At 73.2% G+C, this 11,903-nt stretch carries 14 protein-coding genes; 3 read left to right on the top strand and 11 right to left on the bottom strand.

Features of this window, described 5'->3' with window-relative positions; translation table 11 throughout:
- Window positions 1-6: 6 nt before the first annotated feature.
- The 3 genes from ACLWS4_RS20300 to ACLWS4_RS20290 all read right to left on the bottom strand — a co-directional run bounded on the left by ACLWS4_RS20300 (window position 7) and on the right by ACLWS4_RS20290 (window position 2,770).
- A complete protein-coding gene (locus ACLWS4_RS20300) occupies window positions 7-1,329 on the bottom strand; it encodes an LAETG motif-containing sortase-dependent surface protein (RefSeq protein WP_416874827.1) in 1,323 nt (440 codons plus the stop codon).
- 256 nt (window positions 1,330-1,585) lie between these two features.
- A complete protein-coding gene (locus ACLWS4_RS20295) occupies window positions 1,586-2,332 on the bottom strand; it encodes an MBL fold metallo-hydrolase (protein ID WP_074005047.1) in 747 nt (248 codons plus the stop codon).
- Window positions 2,333-2,578: 246 nt separating this feature from the next.
- Complete coding sequence (locus ACLWS4_RS20290; RefSeq protein WP_079272642.1) at window positions 2,579-2,770, bottom strand: MarR family transcriptional regulator; 192 nt, start codon at window positions 2,768-2,770, stop codon at window positions 2,579-2,581.
- Between the two features lie 198 nt (window positions 2,771-2,968).
- On the opposite strand from ACLWS4_RS20290, the gene ACLWS4_RS20285 reads away from it, so the two are divergent.
- Window positions 2,969-3,418 (top strand): type II toxin-antitoxin system PemK/MazF family toxin, encoded by a 450-nt coding sequence (locus ACLWS4_RS20285; RefSeq protein WP_416874864.1) that lies wholly within the window; start codon window positions 2,969-2,971, stop codon window positions 3,416-3,418.
- Window positions 3,419-3,421: 3 nt separating this feature from the next.
- On the opposite strand, the gene ACLWS4_RS20280 is transcribed toward ACLWS4_RS20285, so the two are convergent.
- From ACLWS4_RS20280 to clpS, 7 genes are all read right to left on the bottom strand, one after another.
- On the bottom strand, window positions 3,422-4,390 hold the full coding sequence (locus ACLWS4_RS20280) for a PLP-dependent cysteine synthase family protein (RefSeq protein ID WP_049654320.1): 969 nt from the start codon (window positions 4,388-4,390) through the stop codon (window positions 3,422-3,424).
- A gap of 76 nt (window positions 4,391-4,466) precedes the next feature.
- The gene (locus ACLWS4_RS20275) at window positions 4,467-4,745 is read right to left on the bottom strand and encodes a MoaD/ThiS family protein (RefSeq protein WP_030242903.1); all 279 of its coding nucleotides are present in this window, start codon (window positions 4,743-4,745) and stop codon (window positions 4,467-4,469) included.
- A gap of 118 nt (window positions 4,746-4,863) precedes the next feature.
- Window positions 4,864-4,983 carry a putative leader peptide gene (locus ACLWS4_RS20270; protein WP_310593142.1) on the bottom strand — a complete coding sequence of 40 codons (120 nt, stop codon included), beginning with the start codon at window positions 4,981-4,983 and terminating at the stop codon, window positions 4,864-4,866.
- 138 nt (window positions 4,984-5,121) lie between these two features.
- On the bottom strand, window positions 5,122-5,553 hold the full coding sequence (locus tag ACLWS4_RS20265; RefSeq protein WP_074005046.1) for a Mov34/MPN/PAD-1 family protein: 432 nt from the start codon (window positions 5,551-5,553) through the stop codon (window positions 5,122-5,124).
- A 53-nt stretch (window positions 5,554-5,606) separates the two neighbouring features.
- On the bottom strand, window positions 5,607-7,106 hold the full coding sequence (locus ACLWS4_RS20260) for an amino acid permease (protein ID WP_241853104.1): 1,500 nt from the start codon (window positions 7,104-7,106) through the stop codon (window positions 5,607-5,609).
- Between the two features lie 255 nt (window positions 7,107-7,361).
- A complete protein-coding gene (locus ACLWS4_RS20255) occupies window positions 7,362-7,934 on the bottom strand; it encodes a DUF2017 domain-containing protein (RefSeq protein ID WP_375874761.1) in 573 nt (190 codons plus the stop codon).
- 92 nt (window positions 7,935-8,026) lie between these two features.
- The gene (clpS, locus tag ACLWS4_RS20250; RefSeq protein ID WP_049654313.1) at window positions 8,027-8,320 is read right to left on the bottom strand and encodes an ATP-dependent Clp protease adapter ClpS; all 294 of its coding nucleotides are present in this window, start codon (window positions 8,318-8,320) and stop codon (window positions 8,027-8,029) included.
- Between the two features lie 139 nt (window positions 8,321-8,459).
- On the opposite strand from clpS, the gene ACLWS4_RS20245 reads away from it, so the two are divergent.
- Both ACLWS4_RS20245 and ACLWS4_RS20240 read left to right on the top strand, forming a co-directional pair.
- Window positions 8,460-9,794, top strand: coding sequence for a nicotinate phosphoribosyltransferase (locus tag ACLWS4_RS20245; protein ID WP_416874826.1), 1,335 nt, complete (start codon window positions 8,460-8,462; stop codon window positions 9,792-9,794).
- A 248-nt stretch (window positions 9,795-10,042) separates the two neighbouring features.
- Window positions 10,043-10,633, top strand: a complete 591-nt coding sequence (locus tag ACLWS4_RS20240; RefSeq protein ID WP_074005044.1) for an isochorismatase family protein — start codon at window positions 10,043-10,045, stop codon at window positions 10,631-10,633.
- 91 nt (window positions 10,634-10,724) lie between these two features.
- Here the strand turns inward: ACLWS4_RS20240 and ACLWS4_RS20235 are convergent, their stop codons facing one another.
- The gene (locus ACLWS4_RS20235) at window positions 10,725-11,729 is read right to left on the bottom strand and encodes a hypothetical protein (RefSeq protein ID WP_049654308.1); all 1,005 of its coding nucleotides are present in this window, start codon (window positions 11,727-11,729) and stop codon (window positions 10,725-10,727) included.
- Window positions 11,730-11,903: the final 174 nt, after the last annotated feature.

The following is an 11,903-nucleotide window of genomic DNA, read 5'->3' as shown; positions in this document are numbered from 1 at the left end:
GCGCGGTCAGCCGGTGCGGCGGCGGCGGATCAGCACGAAGGCCCCCGCGCCGGCGCCGACCAGCAGCGCGCCGACGCCCGCGATCAGGCCGGTCCGGTCGCTGTCCGCACCGGTGGACGCCAGGTGGGCGTCCACCGGCCGGGCGGCCGCGGCGGGGGCGTTGTCCGCGGACACGGCGCCGGGCTGCGGCGCGGCCGGAGCGGGGGCGGCCGGCGCCGTGGTGGTGTCGCCGGCCGGCTGGGCGACGCCCGCGCCGCCGTCCGGCCTCGGCTGCGAGCCGTCGGAGCCGGCCGGCCCGGTCGAGGGCTCGCCGGCCTTGTGGGTGCCGGTCGGTGAGGGCTTCGGCGCGGGGGCGACGACCTCGGTGGTGGCGCCCTGCGAGCACATGGTGGTGCCCCGGAAGGGCATCTCCTCGCCCTCGTTGACGAACACGCAGGGGTTCAGCGCCGTCCTGCCCAGCGGGCTGTCGGCGGGGTAGCTGACCCGGACCCGCCGGGTGGTCGAACTCTGGGGCGCCGCCGAGGAGTTGCGGCCGTCCAGGTAGTGGCCCGCCACGGGCTCCGCCGGGGCCGTGACGCCCGGCACGGTGGTCCACTTCCCGTCGGCGCCGCGGACCTCGACCTTGGCGAGGCGGTCGGTGAACAGCACGTTGCCGAGGTTGGTGTAGGCGGACGGCGTCGGGTTCGAGAGCACCGCGTCGAACTCGACGGGCTCGCCGCCCGCGACGACCTCGGCCGGGACCCCGGACACGCCGTTGCTGATCCCCTCCACCTTGACCACGTGGCTGTCGGTGAGCGGCGGCTCGACCGGGGAGTCCTGCGACCAGCCCTTGACGCCGGTGCGGAAGGTGAGGCTCGGGCCGGTGCCGCCGTTGGTGGCCCCGTCGTGGGGCCTGCCCATCGGCACGCCGAGCCGCAGCCGGACGTCGGTGCCGCCCGCCGGGACCACGACCTTGCCGGTGCCGCCCGCGTTGACCACCTTGTCCGCCCCGGGGCGCTCCGTCAGCTCCACCGGCAGCCAGCCGCCGGTCAGCTCGCTGAAGTAGTCGAGGCTCAGGGCGTTCGGCGGCGTCCCGAGGTCGCTCTCGATCTCGAAGTCCAGCACGACGGAGGTGCCCTGGTCACCCGGGTTGCCGAGGTGCTCGGTGAACTCGACCGGCCCGCCCGCGAAGCCGACCACCGCCGGGGTGTGCACGGTGAGGCTGAGCGGCCCGGCGGCGGCGAAGGCCGGGGCCGCGGTCACGGCGCCGCCGGCGAGCAGCGCGGCGGTCAGCGCCAGCGCCGGGGTGAGCCGGCGGGCCCGGTTCAGGGCACGGTCGGTCTTGCGCATGGGATTTCCCCCTGGATATCCGTCCCGGACCGGTACGACCGGATCCGGGCAGCACGAAGCGGGCCTGATGAGTAGTGTGATCGCGTCCGTGCCCGACGGGCCGGCCGTTCCGGCGGCGTTTCCCGCCGCTCACTCACAAGGACGTGCGGGGGGCGCGGAGGTTGCGGGTCGTCCCGAAGCTTTTTCCGGGAACCCCGCCCGACCTCGCCAGCCCACTCTCAGGCCCGGCCCGCTCTCAGGCCTCGCCGGTCCGCTCTCAGACCTCGTACACCGCGCCGGCCCGGGCGACCTCGACCGGCCCGGGGTAGGCGGCCGCGGCGTCCCGCCGGTTGTGCTCGGCGTCGGTCCACGGGGGGATGTGGGTCAGGACGAGCCGGCGGGCGCGGGCCGCGGCGGCGTGCTCGCCGGCCTCGCGGCCGTTGAGGTGGACGGCCTGGTAGGTGTCGCGCCCGTCGATGTACGCGGCCTCGCAGAGGAAGAGGTCGGTGTCGCGGGCGAGTTCGACGAGTTCGGCGCTCTCGCCGGTGTCCCCGCTGTAGACCAGCGAGCGGCCGTCGTGCTCCAGCCGGAAGGCGAAGGCGTCGACGGGGTGGTTGACCTGCGCGACGTCGATCCGGAACGGGCCGAGCCGGAAGCCGCCGGGGGTGAGGGTGCGGAACTCGAACACCTCCTTCATGCCGGGGTTCTCCGGCATGTCGTAGGCGCGGGCGAGCCGCTCGGCGGTGCCGGCCGGGCCGTACACGGGCAGCAGTTCGGGGCAGCCCTCGGCGCGGTAGTTGCGGGCCACCCAGTAGGCGCACAGGTCGACGCAGTGGTCGGCGTGCAGGTGGCTGAGCAGGACGGCGTCGACGTCGTAGAGGCCGGTGTACTTCTGGAGGGCGCCGAGGGCTCCGTTGCCGAGGTCGAGGACGACGCGGTAGCCCTCGGCCTCGACCAGGTAGCTGGAGCAGGGCGAGTCGGCGGCCGGGAAGCTCCCCGAGCACCCCACCACGGTCAGTTTCATCCGAGCCCCTCCGCCCCGACACATCCTGGCTGCTGCTGGAAAACGGCATCGCCGTCCTCCACGGGCACAGCGTGGAAAACAGCATGGAAAACGGCAGGCCGGGCCCGGTGGACCGGCCGGTAGCACTGCGTTGGTGTGTCGAGGGTAAGGGCGGAGCGGCACTTTGCCCCCGTCCCCGTGCCGGGCTGTGGGCGGAATCACCAGAACGCCCGGGGCAGGGGCGCGGGCGGTTGACGGGCCGGGGGATCAGCGGCGGCGGGGCCGGTTGCGGGCCCAGCTGCGGATGGTGAACGGGTACCACCGCGGGTGGCCGCTGCCGTCGATCACGTCCGGATCGGGCAGCAGCCGGTGCCTCCGGTAGCTGCGGACGGTCTCGCGCCGGACGTTGATGTGGCGGGCGATCTCGGCGTAGGACCACAGCTCGGGGCCACGGGCCACGGGGCACCTCCGGGGGACGGGGGCGGACGTTCGTGACGCAGCCTTGCCGGGACGGCCGGGGCTCCGGGCGCAGAACGGGCATTGTGGCAGTTCCGTGACGAACCGGGAGCAATGCGCGGACAAATGCCCGGACGGGTGTCCGGCCGTCGCGGTGGTGGCGTTCACCCCCGGCCCGGTACGGTTCGCCGCATGAACGGCATGACCGCTACCTGGCTCGTCCTGTCGCTGCTGGGCGTCGCGCTGCTGGCCGCCGCCGCGGCGGCGCTGGTGCGGCGCACCCGTCCGGCGCCGCGTCCGTCCGGGCCGGCCGGTCCGCGACCGCGGACGGGGGCCGGCCCGCGGCCGCAGGAGGTCTGGTGGGCGCTGGTGCCGTTCGAGGACGGCCCCGGTGCCAAGGACCGCCCGTGCCTGGTGCTGCGGGTGCGCGGCCGGACCGCCACCGTCGCGAAGATCACCAGCAAGCACCACGCGGAGCGCCCGGGCGTGCTGCCGCTGCCGCCCGGCGTGGTGGGCGACCGGCAGGGCCGGGCCAGCTGGCTGGAGACCGACGAGCTGCGCGAGGTGCCGCTGGCGGACTTCCGCCGCCGGGCCGGCACGGTGGACCGGCAGGTCTGGGCCCGGGCGCGGAAGGTGTTGCAGGGCGGATAGGCCCTACGCCCAGAGCTGGCCCTGCAGCGCCTCGACCGCGGCCTCGGTGGACTCGGCGGTGTAGATGCCGGTGGAGAGGTACTTCCAACCGCCGTCCGCGACCACGAAGACGATGTCCGCGCGCTCGCCGGCCGCCGCCGCCTTGCGGCCGACGCCGATCGCCGCGTGCAGGATGGCGCCGGTCGAGACGCCCGCGAAGATGCCCTCCTGCTGGAGGAGTTCACGGGTGCGGCGGACGGCGTCCGCGGAGCCGACCGAGAACCGGGTGGTGAGCACCTCGGCGTCGTACAGCTCGGGGACGAAGCCCTCGTCCAGGTTGCGCAGCCCGTACACGAGGTCGTCGTAGCGCGGCTCGGCGGCGACGATCCTCACGCCGGGGACCTTCTCGCGCAGGTAGCGGCCGACGCCCATCAGGGTGCCGGTGGTGCCGAGGCCGGCCACGAAGTGGGTGACGGTCGGCAGGTCGGCGAGGATCTCGGGGCCGGTGCCGGTGTAGTGGGCGCCGGCGTTGTCGGGGTTGCCGTACTGGTAGAGCATGACCCAGTCGGGGTGCTCGGCGGCGATCTCCTTGGCCATCCGGACGGCGGTGTTGGAGCCGCCGGCGGCCGGGGACGGGATGATCTCGGCGCCCCACATGCGCAGCAGCTCGCGCCGCTCCTCGCTGGTGTTCTCGGGCATCACGCAGACCATCCGGTAGCCCTTGAGCTTGGCGGCCATGGCCAGCGAGATGCCGGTGTTGCCGCTGGTGGGCTCCAGGACGGTGCAGCCGGGGGTGAGCCGGCCGTCGGCCTCGGCGCGCTCGATCATGTGCAGGGCCGGGCGGTCCTTGATCGAGCCGGTGGGGTTGCGGTCCTCCAGCTTGGCCCAGAGGGTCACCAGGCCGTCGGCGTTGCCGGGGACGGCGGCGGACAGCCGCGGCAGGCGGACCAGCGGGGTGTTGCCGACGGCTTCGAGCGGACTGTCGTAACGCAAGGGAGGCCTCCGGCCACGGCGGTGAGGGTGGAGAGGGATGGTTCCCCCGCCGTGGCGACGGGGGAACCGGTCAACGCTAGCGGGCGCCGCCGGCCACGGCGGGCAGGATGGTGACGCTGTCGCCGTCGGCGAGGGCGGTGGAGATGCCCTCCAGGAAGCGGACGTCCTCGTCGTTCAGGTAGACGTTGACGAAGCGGCGCAGCTCGCCGCCCTCGACCAGGCGGGCGGCGATGCCCGGGTGGCGGGCGTCGAGGTCGGTGAAGAGTTCCCCGAGGTTGCTGCCGTTGCCCTCGACGGCCTTGGCGCCGTCGGTGTAGGTGCGGAGGATGGTCGGGATGCGGACCTCGATGGCCATGGGTGCGCTCCTGTGCGAGTCGTGGAGTGGGTGGGCCGCGGCGGACGCGGCGGGGCGGGCGCCCGGGGCCCGGCGTCGCCGCGGGGCGGCGGGCCCGGGTGAGGTGGTGAAGCGGCTCTCAGCGCGAGCGCGCGGGCGTGCCGGGACAGATCGCACCGGCGTGCCGGCACAGGTCGATGTGCAGGCGCGCCACGAGGCGGGTGCCCGGGGCCTGGGTGCTCACATCGACGGAACGCATGGGCTCATCGTATAGATTCCCGGGCTCGCTTCGACATGCCCGTCTCGGGATCCGGATGTTCCCGTTCCCAGGACTGAGACGACGACGGCCCGCCGCCCCCTCGGAGGGGTCGGCGGGCCGGGTCCGCACCGGTACCGGTCACACCGGGTAGGCCTCGACGACCTGCACGTCTTCCTCTGTGATCTCGCCGTCCACGATGCGGAACGAGCGGAACTGGTAGGGGTCCTCCTCGCCGTTGCCCTCGGCGGTGGAGACCAGGACGTAGTGGGCGAACGGCTCGGAGGCGTAGCTCACGTCGGTGCGGGAGGGATAGGCCTCGGTGGCGGTGTGCGAGTGGTAGACGATCACCGGCTCCTCGTCCCGGTCGTCCATCTCGCGGTAGAGCTTGAGCAGGTCGCCCGAGTCGAACTCGTAGAAGGTGGGCGAGCGGGCCGCGTTGAGCATCGGGACGAACCGCTCGGGCCGGCCGCTGCCGGCCGGTCCGGCGACCACGCCGCAGGCCTCGTCCGGGTGGTCGGCGCGGGCGTGGGCCACGATCCGGTCGCGGAGTTCTCGGGTGATGGTCAGCATGCGGTCAGGATAGCCACGCCCCGGCGGCCGTCCGCCGGGTGTCCGAGGCTCGGTCAGCGGGCGTCCACGTTCCCGTCGAGGGCGTTCCCGTCGAGGGTGTTCCCGGTGGAGGCGTTCCCGGTGGGGGCGGGCGCCCCGTCCGGCGCGGCGCCGAGGACGGCCTGCGGGTCGCGGCGCTTGAGCACCTGGTAGCCGCCGACCAGCAGCAGGGCCCAGACCGGGAAGACGAACAGCGAGATCCGGTTGTCCCGGTCCAGCGCGATCAGCACCACGACCACCGCGAGGAAGGCGAGCGCGGCCCCGCTGACCCAGGTGCCGCCGGGCGCCTTGAAGGTGGGCGGCGGCAGGTGGCCGGCCCGCCAGGCCCGGCGGTAGCGGATCTGGGAGATCAGGATCATCGCCCAGGTCCACAGGCCGCAGACCGTGGCGACCGAGGTGATGTACTCGAACGCCCGCGCCGGGACGACGCCGTTGAGCACCACGCCGATGCCCATCAGCAGACAGGAGACGGTGATCGCGAAGGCCGGGGTGCGGCGGGAGTTGAGCCTGGTGAGCCGTCCCGGGGCCTGCCCGCGCAGCGCGAGGTCGCGCAGCATGCGGCCGGTGGAGTACATCCCGGAGTTGCAGGAGGAGAGCGCGGCGGTGAGCACCACGAAGTTGATGATGCCGGCCGCCGCCGGGATGCCGATCTTGCCGAAGGCGGCGACGAACGGGCTGACGCCGGGCCGGAATTCGGTCCACGGCACGAGCGAGAGGATGACCACCAGGGCGCCGATGTAGAACAGCATGATCCGCCAGGGCAGGGTGTTGATGGCCCGCGGCAGGGTCTTCTCGGGATTCTCGCTCTCGCCCGCGGTGACGCCGACGAGTTCGACGCCCAGATAGGCGAACATGACGATCTGAAGGGTCATCACGGTGGAGCCGATGCCCTCGGGGAAGAAGCCGCCGTCCTGCCAGAGGTGGCCGAGTGACGCGGTGTCACCGGCCTTGCTGAAGCCCAGGGTCAGCACGCCGACGCCGATCAGGATCATGCCGATGATGGCGGTGACCTTGACCATGGAGAACCAGAACTCGATCTCGCCGAACAGCTTCACCGAGATCAGGTTGGCCGCGTAGAGCAGGACCAGGAAGGTCAGCGCGCTGGCCCACTGCGGTATGCCGGGCGCCCAGAACCGCACGTAGACGGCGGCGGCGGTGGTCTCCGCCATGCCGGTGACGACCCAGAACAGCCAGTACGTCCAGCCGGTCACGTAGCCGGCGAAGGGACCGAGGAACTCCCGGGCGTACTCGGCGAAGCTGCCGGAGACCGGGCGGTAGGTGAGCAGTTCACCGAGCGCCCGCATGATCACGAAGATCACCAGGCCGGCGACGGCGTAGGAGAGGATCAGACTGGGACCGGAGCGGGAGATCGCGGTGCCCGCGCCGAGGAACAGACCGGTGCCGATCGCACCGCCGATCGCGATCATCTGGATCTGGCGGCTGCCGAGCCCGCGCTCGTAGCCCTCCGCATCCGGTGGAGTATCGACCCTTTCGTCGTACAACTTCTCGGCCACTGTGCACCGTCCTGGTCGGTCTCGGGGGTGGAGAAGTCGTACCACGCAGGGTTCGGATAGCGGCGTCCATCTGAGCGTTATTTGAGCATGACCTGGTATGTTCTGTCCCGTTTTGATGGGAAAAGCCCCGGCTGATCGTCCATATTCTGGACAAAACGGCCGGGGCTTGCCCGGAATCGGGCAGGATCGACCCCGCAGGGCGATCCGTGCGACACGGTGCGTATACGGCTACCCCCGCGGAGCGGTCCGCGCAGGTCAGTCCGCCATCGCCTCCAGCAGCGACTCCTGCAGCGCGCCCAGCCACAGGTACGCCATCACCAGCGGCTTGCGCTCGTCCTCATCGGGCAGCTCATAGAGGCCGTCCTCGTCGTCCTCGGTGACCTCCAGCCGGACGCCGACGGCCAGCCGCAGGTCGTTCAGCGCGCCCAGCCAGCGCAGGCAGTCCGGCGCGGCCAGCTTGAGCACCCCGCCGCCGCCGAGCCCGTCCAGCGCCCGGACGACGAACAGCGCGTCGTCCCGCTTGCGGGCCCGCAGGTCCAGCTCGGTGAAACGGCGGAACTCCCCGGACGCGACCTCGGCCTCCTCGTCCGCCGGCTCCTCCGGGTCGCTGTAGGCGTCCGGGAAGAACCGGGCCAGCACCGGGTCGGCGGGCGCCTCGGTCGGGCCCTCGGCGAACAGCGCGGCCAGCGGGTCGTCGCCCTCCCCGCCCGGACCGGGGCCGATCAGCTCCAGCACCTGCACTTCCAGCGAGCGCAGGATGGAGGCCTCCCACTCGTCCAGCGCGATCGCCGCGCCACCACTGCCGGCGCTCTCGAACAACCCAGCCATCTGTATCGGTCAGCCCGTCTTCGTCGTCTTCGGTCGTACGGCCGGCGCCGGTCGGCCCGGTGTCAGTCGGCTCGGCGTCAGTCAGCCCGGCATCAGTCGTGCTGCAGCGTCGCCCAGAGGCCGTAGCCGTGCATCGCCTGGACGTCGCGCTCCATCTCCTCGCGGGAACCGCTGGAGACCACCGCCCGGCCCTTGGTGTGGACGTCCATCATCAGCTTCCGAGCCTTGTCCTTCGGGTAGCCGAAGTAGGCCTGGAAGACGTACTGGACGTAGCTCATCAGATTGACCGGGTCGTTGTGCACGATGGTCACCCAGGGCGTGTCCGGCTCGGTCACCGGCACCCCCTCGACCTCCGGGCGCTCGATCTCCACGGGCGCGACGCTCACCCCGGTCCTCCTCGCTGCACAGTCGTCCGTAACCACTCATGCCCCATGCTGCCATCCGGGGGACACCCGGGCGATTCCGCCCCGGCACGCTCGACGAGAAATCGTCACTCTGACGCTAAGTGGTAGTAGCATCATCCGTATGGACGCCACTTCCGTGCGAGCGGCCGCTTCGACCGCCCTGCTCACCGACCGCTACGAGCTCACCATGCTGCAGGCCGCCCTGCGCAGCGGGGCCGCGCACCGCAGCTCCGTCTTCGAGGTGTTCACCCGCCGCCTGCCGAGCGGCCGCCGCTACGGCGTCATGGCCGGCACCGGCCGGGTGCTGGACGCCGTCGAGAACTTCCGCTTCACCTCGCCCCAGCTGGACTGGCTGGCCGACCAGGACGTGGTCGACGAGGAAACCCTGCGCTTCCTCGCCGACTACCGCTTCCGCGGCGACATCCACGGCTACCCCGAGGGCGAGGTCTACTTCCCCGGCTCCCCCCTGCTCACCGTCGAGGGCACCTTCGCCGAGGCCGTGATCCTGGAGACGGTGATCCTCTCGATCCTCAACCACGACTCGGCCATCGCCGCCGCCGCCTCCCGGATGACCGCCGCCGCCGGCGGCCGCCCGGTGATCGAGATGGGCGCCCGCCGGGCCCACGAGCACGCCGCCGTCTCCGCCGCCCGGGCCGCCTACGTGGCCGGCTTCGCCGCCACCTCCGACCTGGAGGCCGGCTTCACCCACGGCATCCCGACCACCGGCACCGCCGCCCACGCCTTCACCCTGGTGCACGACAGCGAGCGGGACGCCTTCAAGGCGCAGATCGCCTCCATGGGCAAGGGCACCACCCTGCTGGTCGACACCTTCGACCTGCGCGAGGCCGTGCGCACCGCGGTCGAGGTGGCCGGCCCCGACCTGGGCGCCGTCCGGATCGACTCCGGCGACCTCACCCTGCTGGCCCACCGGGTCCGCCGCCAGCTGGACGACCTCGGCGCCGACCGGACCAGGATCATCGTCACCTCGGACCTCGACGAGTACGCGATCGCCGCCCTGGCCGCCGCCCCGGTCGACGGCTACGGCGTCGGCACCAGCCTGGTCACCGGCAGCGGGCACCCGACCTGCGCGATGGTCTACAAGCTGGTCGCCCGGGCCGAGACCGACGGCGGGCCGCTGATCCCGGTCGCCAAGCGCGCGGCCGGCGGCAAGACCAGCATCGGCGGCCGCAAGTGGGCGGCCCGCCGGCCCGACGCCGACGGCGTCGCCGAGGCCGAGGTGGTCGGCACCGGCCCCGTCCCGGACTACCTGCGCCCGCACCTGACGCAGGTGCCGCTGGTCCTGGGCGGCGAGACCGTCGGCCGGGAACCGCTCAGCGCCGCCCGCGACCGGCACGTGCGCGCCCGCGCCGCGCTGCCGCTGTCGGCCACCCAGCTGTCCAAGGGCGACCCGGTGCTGCCGACCGAACTGGTCCTGCCGGCCGGCCCCGGCCGCTGACCGGAACCCGGGGCCGGACCACCGGACCGGCCCCGGGACTCCCGCCCCCGCGGACGGGATGTCCCGGACCGGCCCCGGGGCTTCCGCCCCCGGGCGCCACTCCCTAGAGTCAGCCGTAGAGTTCCCCGAGTTCCCCCGGAGCTCCCCGAGTACCCCCCGCGCCCGGCACGGCCGGGCCGCGTACTCCCGAGGGCTCCCCCACCGGGGCGCCGCCTCCCGCGGGCCCCCGAGATCCGAGGATGCGAGTCATGCACCGGGCACTGATCGTCGTCGACGTGCAGAACGACTTCTGCGAGGGCGGCAGCCTGGCCGTCGCCGGCGGCGCCGAGGTGGCCGCCGCCATCACCGACCTGATCACCGAGTCCTCCCCCGGCTACCGGCACATCCTCGCCACCCGCGACCACCACATCGACCCGGGCGACCACTTCTCCGCCGAGCCGGACTACGTCGACAGCTGGCCGCCGCACTGCGTGGCCGGCACCGAGGGCGTGGGCTTCCACCCCAACTTCGCGCCCGCCGTCATCTCCGGCGCGGTCGAGGCGGTCTTCGACAAGGGCGCCCACTCGGCGGCGTACAGCGGCTTCGAGGGGCTGGACGAGAACAACCGCGGTCCGGTGGAGTGGCTGCGCGAGCGGCAGGTCGACCAGGTCGACGTGGTCGGCATCGCCACCGACCACTGCGTCCGGGCGACCGCGCTGGACGCCGCCCGGGCGGGCTTCACCACCCGCGTGCTGCTGGACCTCACCGCCGGGGTGAACCCGGAGACCACCGCCGCCGCGCTGGCGGAGCTGCGGGCGGCCGGGGTCGAGCTGGTCGGCGCACCGGTGGTCCGTTCGTAACGGCGTTCGGGGGGCCTGCCGTGCGGGCGTGTTGTGCGGGCGTGTTGTGGGTGCGGCCGGCGTGTTCCGGTCGGCGGGCGGCGTCGCCCGCTCAGACCACCAGCAGCTCCACCACGTCCGTCCCGCCGACCCGGTACGCCTCGCGCAGTTCGCCGCCGACCGCGTCCGGGTCGGCGGCCAGCGCGGCCCCGCAGACGTACACCACCCGGATGCCCAGGTACTCCATCCGGTGCTGCCCGCCGCGCACCCAGGCGGCCTCGCCCTCGCTCACGCTGCGCAGCTCCGAGTCCACCTCCACCGCGACGCCCCGCTCCGGCCAGTAGAGGTCCGGGACGGCGATGTACGTGCCGCCGCGCATCCGCAGCTCGGGGGCGTTCAGCGGGGCGGGCAGCAGCCGCTCGTCCACCAGGCGGCCGATCCGCTCCAGCGCCAAGTCCCGCTCGACGGCCAGTAGTTCGTCCAGGGCGGCCCGCACCCGCGGCTCGCAGGTCAGCCCCGAGTCGGTCAGCTCGGACACCAACTCCCGTACCGTGCAGCGGTTCCCGGGCAGGGCGACGGCCTCCCGCAGCACCTCGCGCACCGGCGCCGCGCCACCCGGCTCCGCCGTCCACTCGACCAGCGCGTCGGCGACCGCCCGGGCCACCGGCGCACAGGCCAGGCCGTGCACCGAGCGGGCCACCAACTCCCGTTCGGTGCGCCGGATCCGCACCTCGCCGACGTCCTTCAGCCGGCGCTGCCGGGGCACCAGGACGTCCACCCCGGTCACCGCGGGCAGCCGGGGCACAACCGTGAAGCCGTACAGCGCCAGCGCGGCCGTACCGGTGATCACCGCCCCCTCCCGGCGGCCCTCCTCCCGGCCGTTCTGCGCGGCGTACAGCAGCGCGGCCCACATCCGCTGCTCCGGGGTGGGCTCGGCGGACTGCAACAGGTAGACCCGGGGCAGCACCCGCCGCCAGGGGCCGCCCCGGCGGCAGTGCTCGGTGATGATCCGGGCCGGCACGCCCCGGGCGCGCAGCTGGCTCGCGGTGACGACGTTCTGTTGACGCTTCGCCAGCTCCTCCAGGGACGGCGGCGGCGACGGAATCCGGTAGCTCATGCCGACACCATCCCCAACCGTCCGGACCCGCGACCGAGACCCTGACGCACTGTTACCCAACCGTCGCGAAACCGGGATCAGCCCGCACTAAAGTCCTCATACCCTCACTCATTTGGAGTAATTGACGCTCATCGGGTTGTCATATGTGATCGAAAACGATCGCCGACCTGGTCG

The organism is Kitasatospora sp. SC0581, assembly GCF_048159585.1.
Taxonomy (GTDB): domain Bacteria; phylum Actinomycetota; class Actinomycetes; order Streptomycetales; family Streptomycetaceae; genus Kitasatospora.
The sequence above is the reverse complement of the archived record's forward strand: the minus strand, read 5'-3'. Positions and strand labels throughout refer to the sequence as shown.

Coding starts and splice junctions, on each gene's coding strand:
- ACLWS4_RS20300 (WP_416874827.1), bottom strand. CDS start 1,329: ATGCGCAAGACCGACCGTGCCCTGAACCGGGCCCGCCGGCTCACCCCG.
- ACLWS4_RS20295 (WP_074005047.1), bottom strand. CDS start 2,332: ATGAAACTGACCGTGGTGGGGTGCTCGGGGAGCTTCCCGGCCGCCGAC.
- ACLWS4_RS20285 (WP_416874864.1), top strand. CDS start 2,969: ATGACCGCTACCTGGCTCGTCCTGTCGCTGCTGGGCGTCGCGCTGCTG.
- ACLWS4_RS20275 (WP_030242903.1), bottom strand. CDS start 4,745: ATGGCCATCGAGGTCCGCATCCCGACCATCCTCCGCACCTACACCGAC.
- ACLWS4_RS20270 (WP_310593142.1), bottom strand. CDS start 4,983: ATGCGTTCCGTCGATGTGAGCACCCAGGCCCCGGGCACCCGCCTCGTG.
- ACLWS4_RS20265 (WP_074005046.1), bottom strand. CDS start 5,553: ATGCTGACCATCACCCGAGAACTCCGCGACCGGATCGTGGCCCACGCC.
- ACLWS4_RS20255 (WP_375874761.1), bottom strand. CDS start 7,934: ATGGCTGGGTTGTTCGAGAGCGCCGGCAGTGGTGGCGCGGCGATCGCG.
- ACLWS4_RS20245 (WP_416874826.1), top strand. CDS start 8,460: ATGGACGCCACTTCCGTGCGAGCGGCCGCTTCGACCGCCCTGCTCACC.
- ACLWS4_RS20240 (WP_074005044.1), top strand. CDS start 10,043: ATGCACCGGGCACTGATCGTCGTCGACGTGCAGAACGACTTCTGCGAG.
- ACLWS4_RS20235 (WP_049654308.1), bottom strand. CDS start 11,729: ATGAGCTACCGGATTCCGTCGCCGCCGCCGTCCCTGGAGGAGCTGGCG.